This is a genomic window from Staphylococcus sp. GDY8P72P (assembly GCF_016890655.1).
Taxonomy (GTDB): Bacteria; Bacillota; Bacilli; order Staphylococcales; family Staphylococcaceae; genus Staphylococcus; species Staphylococcus arlettae.
Map to the genome: position 1 here is coordinate 51881 of NZ_JAFEQJ010000014.1, position 19366 is coordinate 71246.

Here is a 19366-nt window from a genome sequence, read left to right on the forward strand (position 1 = left end):
CATAGTATTACACCTCTCACGTTTCAGATAATGTGAGAGGTGTAATCAAATATGAAAAGATCAAATTCGTATTTTTAAAACTACAAACATTAGCATATTTAATTAAAATAGCATCATGATTTCAATCTTTGTTTGGCTGAATGTATGTGTTTATTTACTTTTACTGGCTGTTCAACTTTTCCTAAACCAAAGTCTGGCATATTAATATAAATATTTTCATATGCTTGAGCTTTGACGTTATACGTTTCATGATAAAATCCAACAGCATCATTATTTTGAGTACGTTTCATAAATTTTTTCCAAGCTTTAAGATGATTGGGCATTTTTGAATAGGCGAGTAGCTTGTCATTCGATTCCCAATATTGCACTACTATATTTCCACGATATTTAAAAAACATTTCGAAAGATAAGCACCCCAGTGATTTATCACTCATTAATTCTTTCATCATTGGTGGCATAGCTAAAAAGACTGGTAGCCATTTGTGAACTGCGAACCATTTGTTGACACGCATGCCTATAAGAAATACAGTTACATCTTTATGAGGTAAAACAGTGTATCTACCATTATTCATACTAATCAGTCCTTTGCTTTTTTTAGTTGTTTATTAATAGCTTCAATATCTTTTTGATTTTTAGTATTAAGTATTTTCCAAATCACTACATAAATAATCACAAATATTATAATAAATATGACGATTGCCGAGATTTTGAAAGGAAACCAACCAGCTAGTATTGCTAAAGGAAAGAAGATAAAAAGCATGATGATAAAGTGAAGCATGGTGGTTTTTACTCGTGTATATCGCAAATGTGAAAAGACTAAACTGCTCGTGCTGAAAGTAATACCTAACAATATCCAAATCACTACAGCTATAATAAATGTTTGGATTTCAGTTAAGTGTTCATTGTAGATTTCCCCCATAAAAGAATGCGGATTGACTGGGTCATAGCTACCATCAGCAAAGATCAGTGAAAATATTATAGAGATTAAAACCCCTAGTGCAATGCCCATAGTACTTCCCATCAATAAACGTTTCATAATTTTAATGCCTCCTTAATAGACTTTAAATATCTTCTGGAAGAATACGTAGAGTCATTGTTGGTAAATATAATTTCGATAATGCCGTTTTTATTTAAAACTAAGTGATCGATAAACATTGTATTGATAATTTCAGATTTAGATATTTGTAAAAAATGACTTGCTAAATGTTCTTTAACTTTATAAAGTCGTTCATTTAAAATAAAAGTACCTTTTAATGTATAAATTTTTAGTAACCTATTTTCAAAACGAAAACTATATATATCGTGTTGCGCAATAAAATAAATATCATTGTTGAGATCACGAACTTGGTAACTTGGCTGATTATAAAAATCATTAATGAGAGTCAATAATTTATCGATATCATAGTTGTGTTTATTACATGTAATGAGCAATTCATCGTGTGTCATTTGTTCACTATAGTCAACTTGAATTTTCAATTCCGTCTCCCCCTTAAAGTAAGTTAATCAAATTTATAACAAAATTACTATAGCAATTGAACAAGTGGTGCACTATACAAGCTAAGTGGTATGGTGATGTAGTTCTGATTCATTGTGTAGTGGTTAACAATAGTACGTAATTAAAAGTATGAGGTTCGTACATATGAGTAGCTAAAATGTAATGGTGACAAGTTGTACGATAAAAGTGGATTGTGTGAAAAAACACGATATAAATAATGGCGTCGCTTTTAAATAAGGTGTAGACAATAAAGAATATTTCCCAAGAAATAACAAAAGCTACACCTAAGCATAGTGTTATAACTAGGTGTAGCTGCTTGTGCTCACAATATCAGAAGGGGACATTTTAGCGATTGTATTCACTACGCAGTAAACTGAAAACATAGCTATCTGAATATGAGCCGTTTAATTTTTCATTTTGTCTTAATATGCCTTCTTGTGTAAAACCAAGTTTTTTAGGAATGTTTTGGCTTTTCGTGTTTCGTGTTGCAGTACTGATTTCAATACGATTAAGCTTTAATTCTGTAAAACAATAATCTATTAAAAATTGTGTGCATTCAGTCATGATACCTAACTTTTGGTAGTCTTGATGTAGGTAATAACCAATTGAGGTAGTTTCATTTAACCAATTTATATAATGTAAACCGATGACACCTACTAATTTATCGTTATACCAAATGCCACAATGAAAGCCATCATGTGCAACGAATTGTTGTAATGCTGATTTAATAAATTGTTTCGTATCATCACTGCTTTTCGTTAAATTAACAAATGGTAACCATTCAGCCAAGTATGTACGAGATTCATCGACGACATTAAATAAAGCTTGAGTGTCGGATTCTTCTAATATTTTTAAACTTAATTGCTTATTAATATATGTTTTGAACATTGTACCCCTCATTTCATCTGCATTGTATTGTTTAAGTTTACACTAAATTGCTATAGTGGTGAACAGGAGTAGGTGTAATTTGGATAAATTAAAAATTGTGAACATATAGGTACTCATGTACAATTAATTTCAAATCCAGTATACATAGAGGGTGATGTTAATGAAAAAAGTTGTTGTTATGGGTTCTTCTGGTTCAGGAAAATCTACTTTGTGTCGCACATTAGCTAGCGAATTGCAATTACCGCTATATCACTTAGATGTGCTTTTTTGGAAGCCTAAATGGATAATGACAAGTGAGGATGAACAAGAAGAAATATTACAAAACATCATACCCAAACAATCATGGATTATAGATGGTAGTTATAGTGCTTGTTTAGCAGAGCGACTAAGCGCAGCAGATACTGTTATTTTTTTAGATTTGCCTCGTAAAATTTGCCTTTTTAGAATAGCTAAAAGATTATTGCAAAATTTAGGTAAGACACGAAAAGATATGGGTGAAGGATGTAAAGAAAGATTTAATCTAGAGTTTATTAAGTACATTTGGGATTATCCAAAAAAGCGTAAACCGTACATTTTAAACACAATAAAGCAAACAGTAAATCAGCAAAATGTCCATATTTTAACGAGTCCAGCTGCAGTTAAAGTGTTTATAGTTGCTAAGAAAATTGAGAATGAGAGGGAGAATTAACATGAATATCGTCGTTTATTGTGGTGCGAGTAAAGGAAACAAACAAGAATATGAAGACAGTGCGGTTCGATTAGGCGAATGGATAGCTAAAAATAATCACACTTTAGTATTTGGAGGGGGCAATGCAGGCTTAATGGGTACTGTAGCCAATACAGTAATACAACATCACGGCAAGACAATTGGAGTTATGCCTACATTTTTACAAGAGCGAGAATTAGCACATGATCAATTAGATGAACTTATTATTGTAGACAGTATGTCAGTAAGAAAAGAAACGATGTTAGCAAAAGGAGATGTTTGTATTGCCCTACCCGGAGGCCCAGGTACATTAGAAGAAATTACAGAAGTCGTTTCATGGACAAGAGTAGGCCAGAATAACAATCCTTGTATTTTCTTTAACACTGATAATTATTACGATTTGATCCAACAATTCTACGATCAAATGGTTACGAACGCATTTTTAACACAAAAAGATAGGGATAAGATTTTATTTTCTGATGCTTTTGATGAAATTGAAGACTTTATTGCGAATTATAAATCGCCGACAGTAAGAACGTACTAGCTATAGTAAACAATTTTGAATGAAAGTTTTACTGTGAAATTAACAGACATCATTTTACTTTTGGCACACTAATTATTACTGTTTATTGGTGGAACGTTTACAATCAACAGAATATCCAGTATTTTTAAAGTTACAATTGATCAGCGTGCTGTTCAATTGTGTGTCTCTCTTTTTTATATTGTACGTATTTTTAATAGTCTGAGCACTCTGAAGAGAATGCTCTCAAAACGTAAACAAACCCTTCGCTAATTAATGCGAAGGGTTTATTTGATAGCGAATAAACTTTGAATAAATAATCTGGGCAGTACTTTTGGCAGACTCCTACGGAAATAGCACTCACCGAAGTCTACAGGATAAGGCAGTGCCCGTGGAAAGCGTGCACCAAAAAACTGACAACAAAGTCGAAAATTGACTGTGAGCCACCTTGAAAAGAGTGTTCTTATTTTATTAATCTTTTTAATAAAACTTTACGAAAATGAAAACTAAGTGACATTAAAACATTGTAACATATATGATATATTAAAAATTGAATAGACAACTATTTATTTGTTTTAACAATATGATTGAATGACACTATTACAAGGAAAAGAGAACTACTTTTACGTCTTTAATGTGTGGTCATTTAATTTAAAAGTGATTAGAATACGCTTTGTCTATCACTACTAGAAACAAAAAATAAAGTGCTAATAAAATTTTATTTGGTAACGTATTAAATTCATTACATATAGGTATAAAAACGTAATATAGTTTTATACTCATGTAATAGTGTAGCTTATGTCACTGTGTTATGGTTTATTAGGAATTTAGTTAATAAAAAAATAAACAATTAATTATAAAATTATTTATTTGAAAGGAAACTATTATGACTAAGGTTGTTACATATACATGTCTATTGATTGCTGTAATGTTAGTGTACGTCGTTGTGCAAAGTAATGGTAATACTGCAAAAGCAACAGCAAAAGTAACACATACAGAAGCAATGGACTATGCGGAATCATTAGAAGGAAAAGGCTGGGACTATGACAATGAATATGGTTGGCAATGTTTTGATTTAGTAAACATGCAATGGGATTATTTGTTTGGTCATGGCTTGGAAGGGGATTATGCTAAAGACATCCCAACGGAAAATAATTTTGATGGTGAAGCAACAGTACATAAAAGTACAGAAGGGTTTAAAGCACAAAAAGGCGATATCGTAGTTTTTAATGAAAATTACGGTGGGGGCGCTGGTCACACGGCAATTGTCACAAATGGTAATGAAGATGGTAACTATCAAAAGTTTGAATCTTTAGATCAAAACTGGGAAGGCAAAGGTGCTGAAAAAGAAGAAGTCGCACATAGAGTAGTTCATGATTATGAAAGTGAAATGTGGTTTATTCGCCCGGAATATAAATAATAAAAGGGTTAATGACAAAATTAAGTTAATGATTTTATTTAGGAAAATTTTAAATTTAATTGATCATTTACTTGACTTTACATTAAATTTACATTAAATTAAATATAGACAATAATTCTATCTATTTTTGGGGCGAGTGCTATCTAGTACTCGTCCTTTTTTATGCGTATTACTATCTAAAGACGCATGATTGAACTAAGTTTGATATAGTTATAGTCATCGTTATTTTGTGGTGCTACATAGTATTAATCATTGAACAAATTGTGTGAATTTTATTAAGAATCAGAAATTAAGTTGCACAATTCATAAGTGTAAGTTTATAATTAACAAGAGGTCTATAAGTGTAATAGGCCTCGCTGCTCAGACAACAACCGGGGTAAGTATATAATTTTATATACTTACCTCTTCTATGTTAGCTATAAAACAGAAAAGTTTCTCAAAATATAAAAATAGAGTTATTGTATTGTGTTGTTATTTTTGCTATGCTTAACTTTGAAGATACACATTAGTTGTATTTTCGCCCTTTTGGCCGCCTTCGGGTGGCTTTTTTTATTTGTAACAAAAAATAATTGTATATATATCAAAAAAAGCGTTGCAAAAGTAAGTTTGCAATATATATAATATTGTTAGAATCAGTTTTTTGAATACTCTCTCTTTTCACTGATTCTAATAACAAACTATTGTAAGTCTTGGGGCAGGTACAAGAGTGCTTGCCTTTTTAGTTATAGGAGTAGATTGAGATGAAGAGCTATATGTATAGTATTCTTAAAAGTATAGTTTTGGCATTATGTATTTTTCTATTCATGATAGTAATTTGTGGTATAGAGGATTGGCTAGGTATTACTATTTTTTCTATACTAATAATGATTACCAGTTGTATATCAAATATTGTGGAAGCTAAACATAAAAGCAAACATAATTAGAGGATAGAAATGACAGACGCGATGGCGTCTTTTTTTAATTTTGGTGAAAAGTTAATGATTAAAAGTGAGCGGGTATAGTATGATTGACTAAGAAATGTAAATTAAGGAGAGGAATTATATGTTGATAACAGCAATAGTTTTCATCATTGTGGGGCTGATTTTATTAATCGTAGGTAAAAAAACCTCTCAACAAAGATCAGGTAAAAAACAAAGTTTCATCAGTTTTGGGGTAGTCTGTATTGTACTTGGTGTTTTCGCACTTGTAGGACAAATTATTAATGTTACTTTGGATAAGTAGTATGAATTATGAAGCGTCCGGGATATAAATAGCTCTGATTATAAAATAAACCTTACACTAGGCAAGCATGAACAATTAAAATCATAAAATTAACTATAAGCGGACCAATCCTTAATATAGATTGGTCCGCTTATTTTGAGTATGGGGATTTATGTCCTGTGCTCTTTTATAGTTAATTATTTTTTAGCTTGCTCGCCAGCTTTAATGCCTTGGCTTACGGCTTCAGCAAAATCATACATGTCCTGTCGATAATTGTTAGTGTTTTCGCGAGACTCTAAATCGGTATCATCGTCTTCAAAGAAAGATTCCCGCAACCCTTTGGAAATTTCTAATTGCACGCCAGATTTCGATTCATTTTTATTAATGATATTATCGCCGGAATTACCATTTATCATCTCCGGACTATGCGTTGCATTAAAACCTTTGTCTTCTAATTCTTGCTTTATTGCTTTGGCCATTTTTGTATCTTTGCCACCAACGTAAACAATTTCTTTACTTTCATCAACGCCGTGAATAGATATAGCCTCTTCTGATTTTTCAATAATATCAAGTAGTTTGGGTTCATCAAAATTCGTAGAAGTTATGTGTAAGCTTCGATTGTTTGAAGGTAGTAATCCTTCAAAACTGTAGAGTCCAAAGCTTCCTTTTTTGGCAATTAATTTCGCTAGTTCTGAAGTTCCTGGTTCTATACTGCCACCATGAATAGCGGTTATTAAAATATTGTCATCTGTGTCTTTGACATTGATTTGCCAATCTTTACCTTCTTTTGTGTCAGCTTTTAAAGCTGCAAAGTTATCATAAATATCGTTATTATTAGTGTTTTGTTGTTTCGTAATATAAAACCAATATAAGCCACTTAAAAATACTACAATAATAATAAATAGAATTACATAATACAATTTGCCATATAATTTCTTAAAGTGTTTCATACTAACTCCTTTAATCATACAATCCCATAGTGTTTATTACACTATGCAAACTGTATTTTACAATATCAAGCAAGTTATTACCATTTCTAGTTCTTAAAGGGGTATAAATAAAATATAAATATAATTCAATAATTAGGGAATAAGCAACTAATTAAACAGTTACATAATTAAATATAAATGTTGTTGCTAGTGAATAAAGTGATAGTACTTACGAAAATGATAAGAGGGTGGGATGAAAGATGAAAAGAATTTCCATTAATTTTTCTAAGGCTCACAAGAATTTATTACGTGCTAAGCTAGAATATGCTAAATGGCCTGTGCAGTTAGATGAGGACATTAATAATGGTATTTCTATTGAGCAAGTCAAGGAACTCACAGATTATTGGTTGAATGTATATGATTGGTCGAGTTTAGAGCGTCATTTAAATCAGTTTAATCATTATGAAACAGAAGTAGCAGGACAGCATCTGCATTTTATTTATGAACATGGTAAAACCGAACGTCGTATTCCATTGTTATTATTACATGGTTGGCCAGATAGTATTTTACGCTATACGAAAGTGATTGATAGTTTGACTCAAGGCTTTACGCTTAATGGTGAAAAAGTATCTTATGATGTCATTATCCCTTCATTACCAGGGTTTGGCTTTTCTAAATTCCAACATGGTGTAAGCAATGAAGAGATTGCTGAAATTTTAGTACAACTGATGAAACAAGCAGTGGGGGATCGTCCTTTTATAATATCTGGTGGGGATGTAGGTTCAAGTGTCGCACGATATATGGCTTCACAAAGTCCACAAGCGTTGTTAGGACTACATTTAACTGATGTAGGAATCATACGACCATTATTGAAGAAAACACATAGTCTTTCATTAGAAGAGGCTGATTACCAAGAACGTGCGCAAACGTTTTTTGAAACTGAAACAGGCTATATGGAAATTCAAGCGACTAAACCACAAACACTATCATTTGGTATTTCAGATTCTCCTGTGGGTTTGTTGGCTTGGTTAGGTGAAAAATATTGGGCATGGAGTGGTAAAGATCAAAATGGAGACAGTTTACTTTCACCGGAAGACATGATTCACCTTGTGTATTTATATTGGGAGACGAATTGTGCTGCTACAGCTGCCAATGTTTATTTGGAAAATGCGACTAAATTATTACCATTAGCGAACTTAACTGTGGCGACCGGTATTTCATTATTTGAACAAGATGTCATGTTACCGCCGACGACTTATGTGAAAGAACATTATAATTTGACATACTTACACGAAGTAGCACAAGGTGGACATTTCACTGCAATGGAAGTACCTAAACTTTTTGTGAATGAAATTATGGCATTTACTCGGACTGTATGGACAGAATAGCAAAAGACCTTGAGTCAATTTTCTTTCTTAAGCGCACTATTAATATATAAATGAACGCTCAAGTGTTTTATACTACTGAGCGTTCAATTGTTGGGATTAAGTTGTGTAGCTAAGTAAAAGTACAATGATTATTTAACTCGTGGCATTGCTTGCTCAATTATTAATTATCTTTAACAGCAAAATAGTTATCTTCATAGTCTGAGAAGTTGAATACTCTTCCCATAGGTAATGTCATTATTTCACCTACATTAACCCCTTGTTCTGTTAGCGATTGATAGAGATGGTCAAAGTCATTTGTAGAAAAAATTAATGACGGTGTCGTTGTACTGACTCCCATATCCATGGCATCAACTTTCGCTTTGTCTTGTAAGACAACGAGCGTTTGTGCTTGTGTGCTTGGTCGTAATTTGACTACACGCATCTCCATTTCTTCTGTATCTTCAACTATGCTGAAATTTAAATGTTCAGTCCAAAATTGTATCGCTTTATCATGATCGTAAACATAAACCATTATTTCTGCTACGTGGTTCATCATTGCAACATCTCCTCTAATAATGTTGTTTTAATACAATGTAAGTATACCCATTAGTTTTCTGTGGTACTCATGAGACTGATACAGAGTAATGTTTGAGTTAAGATAAAAACGTTAATAACTTATACTGTGTAAATAACTCTTAACAGATTGGGGAATTTTATGGATATTGTAACGAAAATGACGATTGCTGCACCTGCAGAACGTATTTTTGAAGCGTTTGTGGATAAGGATGAAATTGGAGGATTTTGGTTTTCTTCTAGCTCAGAGTCGTGGTCAGAAGGAAAAGAAATAACGTTAATATATGCAGAGTATAACGCTGAAGTAACTATCAATATTAAGGAGTTAGTACCTAATCAATATATTACATTTACTTGGGGCGACAAAACTGTAACGATTACTTTTACCGAACAAGATGGTGCAACATTAGTAACAACTACGGAAAATGGTTTTGATTCGGATGAACTAGAGGTTATGTTAGGGCAAAAGGAAGGATGGGTTTACATGTTAAGTTGCTTAAAAGCATATATAGAACATGGCGTTAAAATTAGAGCGGTATTACAGTAAGAATAAAGGAGTTAGTTAAACATGAAAATTGTAGCAACAAGTATTTTTGTAGAAGACCAAGAACGAGCACGTGATTTTTATACCGAAAAATTAGGATTTGAATTGAAACATGATATAGATATGGGCGATGCTAAATGGTTAACTGTGACTGAACCCAATAGTGACAATCCAGTAGAAATTGTTTTAGAACCTAATGCGCATCCTGTCGCGAAAAACTACCAATTAGGTTTGTTTAATGACGGCATTCCAGTTACGATGTTTGCGACTTCTAATCTAGCTGAAGAGTATGAGGCATTAGTAGCAAGAGGTGTGCAATTTACTACTGAGCCTAAAGAAGTTGAGGGTATTAATCTAGCAGTTTTTGATGATACATGTGGCAACTTAATTCAATTAATTGAACAATAAAAAGAGTTAGAGACATTCAGAGCTCTGACTAAAAAATTAACGCCAATTTCTAGCGCGATAAACTAGAAATTGGCGTTTTCTTTATTCGGAATTACAATAGCAATTTACTTCGATAGTGTAAGAGGAGCTGTGTTGTATTTTTACACAAGTCACTTTGTAACGTGCAGCAGCTAGAGAAACTATATGTTTGAATTATAGTTATAGGCAAGCATACACAACGGTCAAAATCGTAAACTTTTTATTTTGAGAATTCGCTCCTTTGTTTTATATCCAGTTGGAGTACAGTGTGTAAATCATGCAATGTTATTATGCTAAATGGCAATCAGTGCTAATAAAGCAGTTATTCTATCGCGGATATTTTATTAATTTTATCAAAAGAATCAGCATAAAAACCAAAGTCCAAACGATCTAATGGAGCATATCGCATGGAGACTTTGCCGACGACATCTTCTTTTTCAATTAAGCCTAATGAGCTACGACTATCTTTGCTAATTGCACGATTGTCACCGAGCACTAAATACTTACCTTTAGGAATAGTTTGTTGCTGTTTAGCATGTTCGATATCTGCAGTATCAAAATCTTCAGTAAGTTGATTGCCAATTTTATGTTGCTTATTATAGTTGAGGTAAGGTTCTTTAACATACTGATTGTTAATATATAAGCGATCGTTTTTATAACGTACTTTATCACCAGGCATACTGATTAATCGTTTGATATAATCTTTGTCTTTAGTAGCATGGAAAACAATAACATCGCCACGACTAAAACTATCCATAGAAATGGAGAATTTGTTGATAAGTAAGCGATCATTATTTTTAAATGTTGGATACATCGAATCGCCGTTGACGTGATATTTGCTAAAAATAAATGTCGTAGCTATCCAAGCAATACTAATGCCGATAACAATTGCAATAAGCCATTCTATGACATTTTTACGCATGATGAAATAACCTCGATTTTAATATAGTATTATTAAATAATATTACCAAAAATAATAAATAACTTAAATTAATATATAAACAGTTTGAAGCGTAAGATATATTATTTTGACGATTTGTATATAAGTGCAAAGTTACTATGCTAAAAAGTGACAGTGAAGGTTAATGATAACGCGCAATAATGCTCTGCATTTGGTGTAAATAACTCTTTTTTAATTGCTCAGGATAGATAATGTCGACGTGTGTACCAAGAGACATTAAATAATGAGTCATGTAGTCTAATTCATCTATATTATAGCCGCCTACGATGTAGGGAGAACCGTCAATATATTGTAATTCCATATTAGGGTAGTGGTTTTTAGTAAATAATTCGACGCCAAAGGTTGAGAGTTTACATTTGAATGGAATATCGTGATATGTATCTTCGTATTGTGTTTGAAATTCGGCCAAAGTACTTCGTGCATAACTAGGGTGATCAGTGGTGTTAGCCTGTAGTTCTAAAATGCAATCGCAACGATAGATTCCCCACGTTTCACTTGGTATATCTAACGCACTACAAAACCAGACGCCGTTACGATAAAATAACTCATACACTTGAATGTCGGTTTCTATACATTGGTGTTGGTTGTAGCTAATATGCAAAGTGTATTCGTGAATAATCGAGTCTAAAATGTCGGACAGATAAAGCGTTTGTTGCTGTGTTGAAGCGTTATAATATTGAATAAAATCTAGAACAGTAGAAATTTCACTTTTTAATTGAGTTGGTATCGTGTGGTACAGTTTTTCTCTAATTTGTTTGTATGATTTTTCGAAAGGTGTACTAGACAACAAATCTAATGATTTTAAAGCGAAAAAAATGGCTAGCATTTCGTTGTTATTAAAGTATATTGGAGTTAATAAATTTTGAGATAAAATTTTATAACCACCATAACGGCCATTTTCTACATATAGACTTAAGCCCATTGCTTCCAAATCATTGATATCTCTGAGGGCTGTACTTTTGGAAATATTAAATTCAGACATTAGTTCTTTTAGATGAAAACTATGTTTTTGACTTAAGTATATTAACTCTTGATTTAAGCGTTCAGATTTTTTCATAATTTCTCCTTTCAAAAGTTTCGTTATTTGACACCATTGAGCGATATACTTAATTTATCAAGTTTAAAGGAGTATGTTCAATGAAAACGTTAATTATTAATGCCCATCCCGATTATCAAAATGAAACAACTTTCTCTGCTAAGCTACAACAGTTATTTTTGCAGCATTATCAAACCATCTGTCCAGCTGAAGAAGTAGAGATCTTAAATTTATATCAAACTGAAATTCCTCGTATTGAAACGACGCAACTATTAAAAATATGGGAAAAAGAAAGCCAGCAGCAAGAAATGACACGTGATGAACAAAAAATTGCGCAACGCTCGAAAGCATTAATAGCGCAATTTAAAGCCCATCATCGTATTGTTATTGTGACACCAATGCACAATTTTAATATTACTTCTCGGTTGAAAGATTATATGGATAATATATTAGTACCGCGACAAACCTTTAAATATACTGATACGGGTTCAGTAGGTTTAATGACTGATGACTATCAGGCATTGCTACTTCAAGCAAGTGGTTCGGTGTACACTAATGATGATCGTTATACAGCTTTAGAATTTTCATATCATTACTTGAAAGGTATGTTTGAAGAAATAATGGGATTTGATGCTTTGCATATTGTGCGTGCCCAAGATACTGCTACGACAGATGAAGCAACTGTAATGCAACAAGCAGCTAATGACTTAACAACACCACTATCTACTATGTATAATATATAAATATAGCGTGCGTAACTAAGCTTTATTAAAGTGATGTTACGCATTTTTATGCTCTTTGATGAATTATTAAAGATATATATGTTATTGTATATAATTATTATGATTATTTGTAGTCTAGTTTACATTTGACGATTTTAATAGTAAAATGATGATTCCGGCTTTATTTACTGAATTTTCTAACTATTAAGTTAATTTTAGTAATGCCAAAATTTCATTGTTAAAGGCAATGTTATTTCAAAAGAGAATGAAAAGTAAAGTAATAAATTAAGAAAGAGGCGAGATGTGAATATGACAGAAAATAGTAATTTAGTATCTTCTACACAAGAAATTATAGAAGAAGCTTTACATAATTTAGGTTTTGATAACGGTATGTTTGATTTAATAAAAGAACCATTAAGATTTCTAGAGGTACGAATTCCAGTGAAAATGGATGATGGTACTGTAAAAACATTTACAGGTTACCGTTCACAACATAATGATGCTGTAGGACCAACGAAAGGTGGTATTCGTTTCCATCCAGATGTTACTAAAGAGGAAGTAAAAGCACTTTCTATGTGGATGACTTTGAAAAGTGGTATTGTCGATTTACCTTACGGCGGTGGTAAAGGTGCAATTATTTGTGATCCACGTCAATTAAGTCAATTAGAATTAGAACGTTTATCTCGTGGTTACGTTCGTGCAATTTCTCAGTTTGTGGGGCCAGATAGTGATATTCCAGCACCAGATGTTTATACAAATGCACAAATAATGTCGTGGATGATGGATGAATATAGTAAAATCAGTCGAGCGAATGCATTTGGATTTATTACTGGTAAGCCAGTTGCGCTTGGCGGTTCTGAAGGAAGAGAACAAGCTACTGCATTAGGTGCTGTAATTACTATAGAAGAAGCAATTAAACGTTTGGGACGTGACATTAAAGGTGCACGAGTTGTAGTGCAAGGTTTTGGTAATGCTGGTAGTTTTATTGCAAAGATTTTGTACGATAAAGGTGCTAAAATTGTCGGCGTTTCTGAAAGTTTAGCTGGTGTATATGATGCGAATGGACTAGACATTGATCGTTTAATAGAATTGCGTGCTGAACATGGACGCTTTACTAATGTGATTGATGATACTATTTCTAATGATGAATTGTTAGAAGTAGATTGTGACATTTTAGTTCCAGCAGCTATTGCGAATCAAATTACAATTGATAATGCACATAAAATTAAAGCAAGTATCATTGCAGAAGCTGCGAATGGACCAACAACTAAAGAAGCAACACGTATTTTAACTGAACGAAATGTGTTATTAATACCGGATGTGTTAGCTAGTGCTGGCGGTGTTACAGTATCTTATTTCGAATGGGTGCAAAATAAGCAAGGCTTATATTGGTCTCAAGAAGAAGTTAATGAGCGCCTAAGCGTGAAGATGGTAGAAGCGTTTAACACGATTTATGATTTAGCGCAAGATCGTAACATTGATATGCGTCTAGCGGCTTATGTTATAGGTGTGAAACGTACTGCAGAAGCAACTCGTTTCCGTGGTTGGGCATAAACAAATGTCTTAAAACCTATATTGTGTTTATAATTACATATAAACACAATATAGGTTTTTTATTATTGCCCTTAATAACATAAGTGGCTTCTCTATATATAATGAAATTTTGATACACTTGTAGGTAATAACTAAACGTAAGGAGAGACGAGGATGAATTTAGATGCGTTTGGCATAGGTGACACATATACTACGCAAAGCTATACAGTAACAGAAGCAGATATTATGGAATTTGCACAAATGTATGATCCGCAATATATGCATATTGATAAAAACCAAGCAGCAGATACGCGCTTTAAAGGTATCATTGCTTCGGGCATCCATACATTGGCATTGACTTTTAAATTATGGGTAGAAGAAGGTAAGTATGGTTCAGAAGTTATAGCAGGAACTGAAATGAATAATGTTAAATTTATGAAACCTGTTTATCCTGATGATCGCCTATATGTCATAGTGGAAGTCATCGATAAAACTCATATGAAAGAGACTACGGGGAGACTGACGGTTGCGTTAAATACTTATAATCAAAATGAGCAGAAGGTATTTGCAGGTGAAGTGACGGCCTTAATGCATCGTTAAATATTAATAAATATAGGCAGCTGCTTAGTCGAAGCATTGTAGTATGATGTTGGTGGGTATGTGTTCTTAATAATCAAAACAAGGTATGAAAATAGAGCTGGGACATTAATCATGTTCCAGCTCTAAGTGCTGTTGGTTAGTGTAAATATTTAAATAATCAGTTGCGATACAGTAGTGCATAATTAATAAATATTTGTCTGCGTAAATTCTTAAAGTTAATCGAGCTGATGTATTGCATGACGTGCTGCTTGTGCAACTAACTCATCTTGTGGTTGTGCGTCTTGTTGCTGATGTTTCGTAAAGACGACTAAAATAATTGGTTTTGTTTGATGTTTTGGATAGATGACGGCAACATCATTACGCGTGCCATAAGTTGTACCTTGGCCACTTTTGTCACCTACTTTATAACTGTTAGGGACACCTTTTTTGATTAAACTCTCACCTGTTTTATTGTTCAACATTAAATTTTGTAAAAACTTACGCTGTTGTGGTGCAACGGCATCTGTTGTTAATAGATTTTGCAAATTATGGGCAGTAGCACGAGGTGTTGATGTATCTGCCGTACTTTGTGGATCATAGTTATTTAATTCGGGTTCATAACGTTGTGGGTTTGTTGTTGTGTCACCGAGTGCTTGTAAGCGAGACGAAAGCTGATCTAGACCACCGAGTTGTTCCATTATGATATTGCTAGCAGTATTGTCACTCTGTAACATAGCAGCGGAAATTAATTGGCGTAGGGTCATTGTTTTTCCGACATATTGTTCGGTAACAGGTGAATACGCCACGATATCTGATTCTTTTATTGTTACAGTTTTGTTTAATGCTTCAGGAGAATTTTGCTGTAATAATAACCCACTCGTAATGGCTTTAAAAGTTGATGCATAAGCAAAACGGGTATCAGCGTTGTGCGAATAAGTTTGTCCAGTAGCAGTATTAATGCCATAAACACCTACTGTGGCATCATTTTTATGTTCTAATTTAGTTAAACCTTGCGCTGAAGCAGTAGCAGTTGTGTAAGCGAAGCAAACACAGAGTAAGACAAAGATAGTAAAAAACTTTTTCATAGTTACCTCCTAAATATTACAAATGTAATCTTCGTGAATGATTATATTACACTTGTAATATTTAAGTCAAGCAAGTATCATGGGAAATAATGAAAGAGGTGAATGTGCGAGTGTTGAAATTTGTAATATTGAGTACATTAAGTGCGGTAATAGTTTATGCTTTTTTATATTTATTTAAAGCGATATGTACGAAATACTGGCATAGCACTATAAGCTATAAAATGTGGTATTTAGTTTACGTAGCGATGTTTATACCATTATTACCTCAGCAATGGATTAGAGGATTAGTGAGCTCGCACAAACAGGGTGATGTTGGTCAATCTGCAACTACAACAGGAGCAACGAGTACACCCAATGCTTGGTCGCAAACAAAAGATTATACTTTAAATACAACGCAAATGAATTGGGAAGCTATTACGTGGCTTGTAACGATATTGTGGCTTATAGGCGTGTTTGTAGGGATTGTGTATTTTGTGCGTGGCTGTTTACAACTGCGCAATTTGGTGCGCTCAACAGTATCGATTAGCGAGGGTGAAAGTTTAAATATAGTAAAGTTACACAGTGATCATAAACGCATATCTGTAGCAGAGAGTCCTCTAGTGGAAACGCCTGTTTCATTTTGGTGGGGAGGTTATTGGATTATTATACCGACCAATATGGATCAACGCTTTAGTGCACAAGTATGCAAATATATGATGCTACATGAACTAGCGCATATTCAACGCAAAGATCCCTTACATGTATTGTTTATTAACTTATTAACTAAATGTTTTTGGTTTAATCCCATACTTTATTATGTGCGTCGCCATATGAAAAAAGAATGTGAATTGATTGCAGACCAAAAAGTATTAACTCAATTGCAACCAGCAGAGTATAAATTATATGGACAGACACTTATTGCTAGTACAATGTCTAGAGTACAAAAAGAGCACAGTATCTATGTTCAGTCATTCAGTGGAAAAAAAGTAGAACTAAAACAAAGAATATTGCAAATCAAAAATTTTCATAAACAGACACACCGCCGTTTGCTTTTGATGATAGGTGTAGTACTATGTTCTAGTTTATTAATAGTCCAAATACCTTTAGTAGGCGCACAAGAAAATGCTAATGGACGTTACACAAAGGCATTAGATAATTTAAGACACATAGATGAACATGAACATTTTCGCCAATTAGAAGGTTCTTTTGTATTATTTGACCAGCAACGACAACAGTACGCTGTTTATAATGAGGCAGGGAGTAGAGAACGCTTTGCACCGGATTCGACTTTTAAAATATATTTAGCTCTGTTTGGATTAGATCAAAAGAAAATATCAGCACAACACTCTACAAAACAGTGGCAAGGTGAATCATATCCTTTTGCTGAATGGGAACGTGATCAAGATGTCCAGAGTGCTATTAGCTATTCAGTAAATTGGTATTTTGAACAACTGAATAAACAATTGGGTAACCAAGAGGTGCGTAACTATCTACAAAAGTTAAATTATGGTAATGAAACGTTGAGTAATGCATCTGCATACTGGCAAGAAGATGCCCTCAAAGTTTCTAATTTAGAACAAGTGAAAACTTTAGCAACGGTAAAACAACAACAGTTAGACTTTCGCGCAAGTGATGTTGCTTATTTAGATACATTGCTACATGAACAAGACTATCAAAAAGCGCAACTCTATGGGAAAACAGGTACTGGTAAAGTAAATGGCAAACTACAAAATGGTTGGTATACAGGATATGTGACAACAGCTAATAACACATATTACTTTTCAACACATGTACATGGAGCAGCAAATGCATCAGGAACACAAGCTAAAGCTATAAGTAAGGCTATTTTGAAGGAGAGAGGAATAATTAATGACTGAGAAAGCACCTGATATTTCAAATGCAGAGTGGGAAATTATTAATGTCTTATGGACACAGTCCCCCTTATCTGCGAATCATATTATTGAGCAAGTACAACAGTCTAAAGCGTGGAATGAAAAGACGATACGTACATTAATTACGCGTTTATATAAAAAAGGACTGTTATCTAGGGAAAAACAAGATGGCGTTTATCAGTACACACCAACAGTGGAGGAAGATTATATGAAATATGAAAAAACTAAAACGTTAGTTAATCAACTCTATGGTGGTGATGTGAAATCCCTAGTATTAAATTTCGTTGAACAAAAAGAATTAAATGAACAAGACCTTCAAGAATTACATGATTTATTGGAAGACCTTGATAAATGATAAGTTGTTGACGTGTAATACTGATGCGTAACTATAAATGTTTTAGTAGAAAGTGTAAGATGGAGAAGCAGCAATTAGTAAGTAGAAGAGGTGAGTTATGTTTTTAGCTTGGAATGAAATCAAACGCAATAAATTAAAATTCAGTTTGATCATTGGTGTGTTAATTATGATAAGTTATTTACTGTTTTTATTATCGGGTTTAGCCAATGGCTTAATGAATATGAATAGAGAAGGCATAGATAAATGGCATGCTGACGCTATTATTTTAAATAAAGATGCAAATCAAACAGTGGAACAATCGTTGTTTAACGCAGATGATGTGAAAGGTACGTATGATAAACAAACGACATTGAAACAGACAGGTGTTATTGCGTCTAATGGTGATGTCGAAGAAAATGCATTGCTTTTTGGTGTGACAAAAAATAGTTTTCTAATGCCTGATTTGATTGATGGCCGTCAAGCCACAGCCGATAATGAGGTTGTTGCTGATGAAACATTGAAAACAAAAGGCTTTCAAATTGATGATACTTTAACGTTATCGCAATCGGACGAAAAATTGAAAATAGTTGGTTTTACTGAAAGTGCTAAATACAATGCTTCACCAGTACTATTTACGAATAATAATACAATAGCAAATATCAATCCGAAATTACAAAATGACCAAACTAATGCAGTCGTCGTTAAAGATGATAACTGGTCGTCACAGCAACTAGAGAATGATAAAGAAGCGGTGTCTATAGATAACTTCATTGAACAATTGCCAGGCTATCAAGCACAAAACTTAACATTAAACTTTATGATTACGTTTTTATTTGTTATTTCTGCTACTGTTATTGGCATTTTCCTTTATGTTATTACATTACAAAAAACGCATTTGTTTGGTGTTTTAAAAGCACAAGGATTTACGAATAGTTACTTGGCACAAGTAGTAGTAGCACAAACGTTTATATTAGCTTGTATCGGCACGGTTATAGGTTTAGGATTAACGTTACTAACGAGTCTCTTTCTACCTGAAGCGGTACCGGTGAAGTTTGAAGTTTTAACGTTACTCATTTTTGGCATCGTCTTAATCTTAGTATCATTACTAGGTAGTTTGTTTTCAATTTTATCTATTAGAAAAATTGACCCATTAAAAGCGATTGGGTAATAGGAGGAT

22 protein-coding genes are annotated in these 19366 nt (G+C 33.3%); 13 read left to right on the forward strand and 9 right to left on the reverse strand.

The window, feature by feature from the left end:
• Positions 1–113 precede the first annotated feature (113 nt).
• The 4 genes from JVU85_RS06895 to JVU85_RS06910 form a co-directional block, all read right to left on the reverse strand.
• Positions 114–572 (reverse strand): DUF4188 domain-containing protein, encoded by a 459-nt coding sequence (locus JVU85_RS06895; protein WP_142020022.1) that lies wholly within the window; start codon positions 570–572, stop codon positions 114–116.
• A gap of 5 nt (positions 573–577) precedes the next feature.
• Complete coding sequence (locus JVU85_RS06900; protein WP_204172191.1) at positions 578–1036, reverse strand: DUF3021 domain-containing protein; 459 nt, start codon at positions 1034–1036, stop codon at positions 578–580.
• Positions 1033–1476 (reverse strand): LytTR family DNA-binding domain-containing protein, encoded by a 444-nt coding sequence (locus JVU85_RS06905; RefSeq protein WP_232197760.1) that lies wholly within the window; start codon positions 1474–1476, stop codon positions 1033–1035. The genes JVU85_RS06900 and JVU85_RS06905 overlap by 4 nt, the downstream gene beginning before the upstream one ends.
• A gap of 364 nt (positions 1477–1840) precedes the next feature.
• Positions 1841–2383, reverse strand: coding sequence for a GNAT family N-acetyltransferase (locus tag JVU85_RS06910; RefSeq protein WP_107376750.1), 543 nt, complete (start codon positions 2381–2383; stop codon positions 1841–1843).
• A gap of 160 nt (positions 2384–2543) precedes the next feature.
• Here JVU85_RS06910 and JVU85_RS06915 point away from each other — a divergent pair, with 160 nt between their 5' ends.
• The 4 genes from JVU85_RS06915 to JVU85_RS06930 all read left to right on the forward strand — a co-directional run bounded on the left by JVU85_RS06915 (position 2544) and on the right by JVU85_RS06930 (position 6250).
• The gene (locus JVU85_RS06915; protein WP_204172192.1) at positions 2544–3071 is read left to right on the forward strand and encodes a DNA topology modulation protein; all 528 of its coding nucleotides are present in this window, start codon (positions 2544–2546) and stop codon (positions 3069–3071) included.
• Between the two features lies 1 nt (position 3072).
• Positions 3073–3633 carry an LOG family protein gene (locus JVU85_RS06920; protein WP_204172193.1) on the forward strand — a complete coding sequence of 187 codons (561 nt, stop codon included), beginning with the start codon at positions 3073–3075 and terminating at the stop codon, positions 3631–3633.
• Positions 3634–4495: 862 nt separating this feature from the next.
• Positions 4496–5029, forward strand: coding sequence for a CHAP domain-containing protein (locus JVU85_RS06925; RefSeq protein ID WP_021459355.1), 534 nt, complete (start codon positions 4496–4498; stop codon positions 5027–5029).
• A 1041-nt stretch (positions 5030–6070) separates the two neighbouring features.
• A complete protein-coding gene (locus tag JVU85_RS06930) occupies positions 6071–6250 on the forward strand; it encodes a hypothetical protein (protein ID WP_021459354.1) in 180 nt (59 codons plus the stop codon).
• Between the two features lie 176 nt (positions 6251–6426).
• Here the strand turns inward: JVU85_RS06930 and JVU85_RS06935 are convergent, their stop codons facing one another.
• Positions 6427–7179: a poly-gamma-glutamate hydrolase family protein gene (locus tag JVU85_RS06935; RefSeq protein WP_021459353.1), complete on the reverse strand. Its 753-nt coding sequence runs from the start codon at positions 7177–7179 to the stop codon at positions 6427–6429.
• A gap of 239 nt (positions 7180–7418) precedes the next feature.
• Here JVU85_RS06935 and JVU85_RS06940 point away from each other — a divergent pair, with 239 nt between their 5' ends.
• Complete coding sequence (locus JVU85_RS06940; protein ID WP_002509633.1) at positions 7419–8546, forward strand: epoxide hydrolase family protein; 1128 nt, start codon at positions 7419–7421, stop codon at positions 8544–8546.
• 160 nt (positions 8547–8706) lie between these two features.
• Here the strand turns inward: JVU85_RS06940 and JVU85_RS06945 are convergent, their stop codons facing one another.
• On the reverse strand, positions 8707–9081 hold the full coding sequence (locus JVU85_RS06945) for a VOC family protein (RefSeq protein WP_021459352.1): 375 nt from the start codon (positions 9079–9081) through the stop codon (positions 8707–8709).
• A gap of 159 nt (positions 9082–9240) precedes the next feature.
• Between JVU85_RS06945 and JVU85_RS06950 the strand changes: the two genes are divergently transcribed.
• Both JVU85_RS06950 and JVU85_RS06955 read left to right on the forward strand, forming a co-directional pair.
• A complete protein-coding gene (locus JVU85_RS06950; RefSeq protein WP_204172194.1) occupies positions 9241–9645 on the forward strand; it encodes an SRPBCC domain-containing protein in 405 nt (134 codons plus the stop codon).
• 21 nt (positions 9646–9666) lie between these two features.
• On the forward strand, positions 9667–10050 hold the full coding sequence (locus JVU85_RS06955) for a VOC family protein (protein WP_204172195.1): 384 nt from the start codon (positions 9667–9669) through the stop codon (positions 10048–10050).
• A gap of 340 nt (positions 10051–10390) precedes the next feature.
• On the opposite strand, the gene lepB is transcribed toward JVU85_RS06955, so the two are convergent.
• A complete protein-coding gene (gene lepB / locus JVU85_RS06960; RefSeq protein WP_204172196.1) occupies positions 10391–10990 on the reverse strand; it encodes a signal peptidase I in 600 nt (199 codons plus the stop codon).
• Positions 10991–11150: 160 nt separating this feature from the next.
• Positions 11151–12086, reverse strand: coding sequence for a helix-turn-helix transcriptional regulator (locus JVU85_RS06965; protein WP_204172197.1), 936 nt, complete (start codon positions 12084–12086; stop codon positions 11151–11153).
• Between the two features lie 80 nt (positions 12087–12166).
• On the opposite strand from JVU85_RS06965, the gene JVU85_RS06970 reads away from it, so the two are divergent.
• The 3 genes from JVU85_RS06970 (at position 12167) to JVU85_RS06980 (ending at position 14920) form a co-directional block, all read left to right on the forward strand.
• A complete protein-coding gene (locus tag JVU85_RS06970; RefSeq protein WP_204172198.1) occupies positions 12167–12808 on the forward strand; it encodes an FMN-dependent NADH-azoreductase in 642 nt (213 codons plus the stop codon).
• Positions 12809–13096: 288 nt separating this feature from the next.
• A complete protein-coding gene (locus JVU85_RS06975) occupies positions 13097–14341 on the forward strand; it encodes a Glu/Leu/Phe/Val family dehydrogenase (RefSeq protein ID WP_002509626.1) in 1245 nt (414 codons plus the stop codon).
• A 153-nt stretch (positions 14342–14494) separates the two neighbouring features.
• A complete protein-coding gene (locus JVU85_RS06980; RefSeq protein ID WP_204172199.1) occupies positions 14495–14920 on the forward strand; it encodes a MaoC family dehydratase in 426 nt (141 codons plus the stop codon).
• 215 nt (positions 14921–15135) lie between these two features.
• Here JVU85_RS06980 and JVU85_RS06985 read toward each other — a convergent pair whose 3' ends face one another.
• Entirely contained in the window at positions 15136–15984 is an 849-nt protein-coding gene (locus JVU85_RS06985; RefSeq protein WP_087587938.1) for a class A beta-lactamase ARL-6, read from the reverse strand.
• A gap of 89 nt (positions 15985–16073) precedes the next feature.
• Between JVU85_RS06985 and JVU85_RS06990 the strand changes: the two genes are divergently transcribed.
• The 3 genes from JVU85_RS06990 to JVU85_RS07000 all read left to right on the forward strand — a co-directional run bounded on the left by JVU85_RS06990 (position 16074) and on the right by JVU85_RS07000 (position 19357).
• Positions 16074–17840, forward strand: a complete 1767-nt coding sequence (locus tag JVU85_RS06990; RefSeq protein WP_239441179.1) for a BlaR1 family beta-lactam sensor/signal transducer — start codon at positions 16074–16076, stop codon at positions 17838–17840.
• Positions 17833–18210 (forward strand): BlaI/MecI/CopY family transcriptional regulator, encoded by a 378-nt coding sequence (locus tag JVU85_RS06995; protein WP_002509622.1) that lies wholly within the window; start codon positions 17833–17835, stop codon positions 18208–18210. Before JVU85_RS06990 ends, JVU85_RS06995 begins: the two co-directional genes overlap by 8 nt.
• 97 nt (positions 18211–18307) lie before the next feature.
• On the forward strand, positions 18308–19357 hold the full coding sequence (locus tag JVU85_RS07000) for an ABC transporter permease (RefSeq protein WP_107380089.1): 1050 nt from the start codon (positions 18308–18310) through the stop codon (positions 19355–19357).
• Positions 19358–19366 lie beyond the last annotated feature (9 nt).

Excerpts from the sequence above, each read along its gene's own strand:
- JVU85_RS06920 (WP_204172193.1), top strand. The coding sequence starts at position 3,073 with ATGAATATCGTCGTTTATTGTGGTGCGAGTAAAGGAAACAAACAAGAA.
- JVU85_RS06900 (WP_204172191.1), bottom strand. The coding sequence starts at position 1,036 with ATGAAACGTTTATTGATGGGAAGTACTATGGGCATTGCACTAGGGGTT.
- lepB (WP_204172196.1), bottom strand. The coding sequence starts at position 10,990 with ATGCGTAAAAATGTCATAGAATGGCTTATTGCAATTGTTATCGGCATT.
- JVU85_RS06985 (WP_087587938.1), bottom strand. The coding sequence starts at position 15,984 with ATGAAAAAGTTTTTTACTATCTTTGTCTTACTCTGTGTTTGCTTCGCT.
- JVU85_RS07000 (WP_107380089.1), top strand. The coding sequence starts at position 18,308 with ATGTTTTTAGCTTGGAATGAAATCAAACGCAATAAATTAAAATTCAGT.
- JVU85_RS06970 (WP_204172198.1), top strand. The coding sequence starts at position 12,167 with ATGAAAACGTTAATTATTAATGCCCATCCCGATTATCAAAATGAAACA.
- JVU85_RS06950 (WP_204172194.1), top strand. The coding sequence starts at position 9,241 with ATGGATATTGTAACGAAAATGACGATTGCTGCACCTGCAGAACGTATT.
- JVU85_RS06935 (WP_021459353.1), bottom strand. The coding sequence starts at position 7,179 with ATGAAACACTTTAAGAAATTATATGGCAAATTGTATTATGTAATTCTA.
- JVU85_RS06980 (WP_204172199.1), top strand. The coding sequence starts at position 14,495 with ATGAATTTAGATGCGTTTGGCATAGGTGACACATATACTACGCAAAGC.
- JVU85_RS06995 (WP_002509622.1), top strand. The coding sequence starts at position 17,833 with ATGACTGAGAAAGCACCTGATATTTCAAATGCAGAGTGGGAAATTATT.
- JVU85_RS06990 (WP_239441179.1), top strand. The coding sequence starts at position 16,074 with ATGAAAGAGGTGAATGTGCGAGTGTTGAAATTTGTAATATTGAGTACA.
- JVU85_RS06965 (WP_204172197.1), bottom strand. The coding sequence starts at position 12,086 with ATGAAAAAATCTGAACGCTTAAATCAAGAGTTAATATACTTAAGTCAA.
- JVU85_RS06940 (WP_002509633.1), top strand. The coding sequence starts at position 7,419 with ATGAAAAGAATTTCCATTAATTTTTCTAAGGCTCACAAGAATTTATTA.
- JVU85_RS06895 (WP_142020022.1), bottom strand. The coding sequence starts at position 572 with ATGAATAATGGTAGATACACTGTTTTACCTCATAAAGATGTAACTGTA.
- JVU85_RS06930 (WP_021459354.1), top strand. The coding sequence starts at position 6,071 with ATGTTGATAACAGCAATAGTTTTCATCATTGTGGGGCTGATTTTATTA.
- JVU85_RS06945 (WP_021459352.1), bottom strand. The coding sequence starts at position 9,081 with ATGATGAACCACGTAGCAGAAATAATGGTTTATGTTTACGATCATGAT.
- JVU85_RS06925 (WP_021459355.1), top strand. The coding sequence starts at position 4,496 with ATGACTAAGGTTGTTACATATACATGTCTATTGATTGCTGTAATGTTA.
- JVU85_RS06910 (WP_107376750.1), bottom strand. The coding sequence starts at position 2,383 with ATGTTCAAAACATATATTAATAAGCAATTAAGTTTAAAAATATTAGAA.
- JVU85_RS06955 (WP_204172195.1), top strand. The coding sequence starts at position 9,667 with ATGAAAATTGTAGCAACAAGTATTTTTGTAGAAGACCAAGAACGAGCA.
- JVU85_RS06915 (WP_204172192.1), top strand. The coding sequence starts at position 2,544 with ATGAAAAAAGTTGTTGTTATGGGTTCTTCTGGTTCAGGAAAATCTACT.
- JVU85_RS06975 (WP_002509626.1), top strand. The coding sequence starts at position 13,097 with ATGACAGAAAATAGTAATTTAGTATCTTCTACACAAGAAATTATAGAA.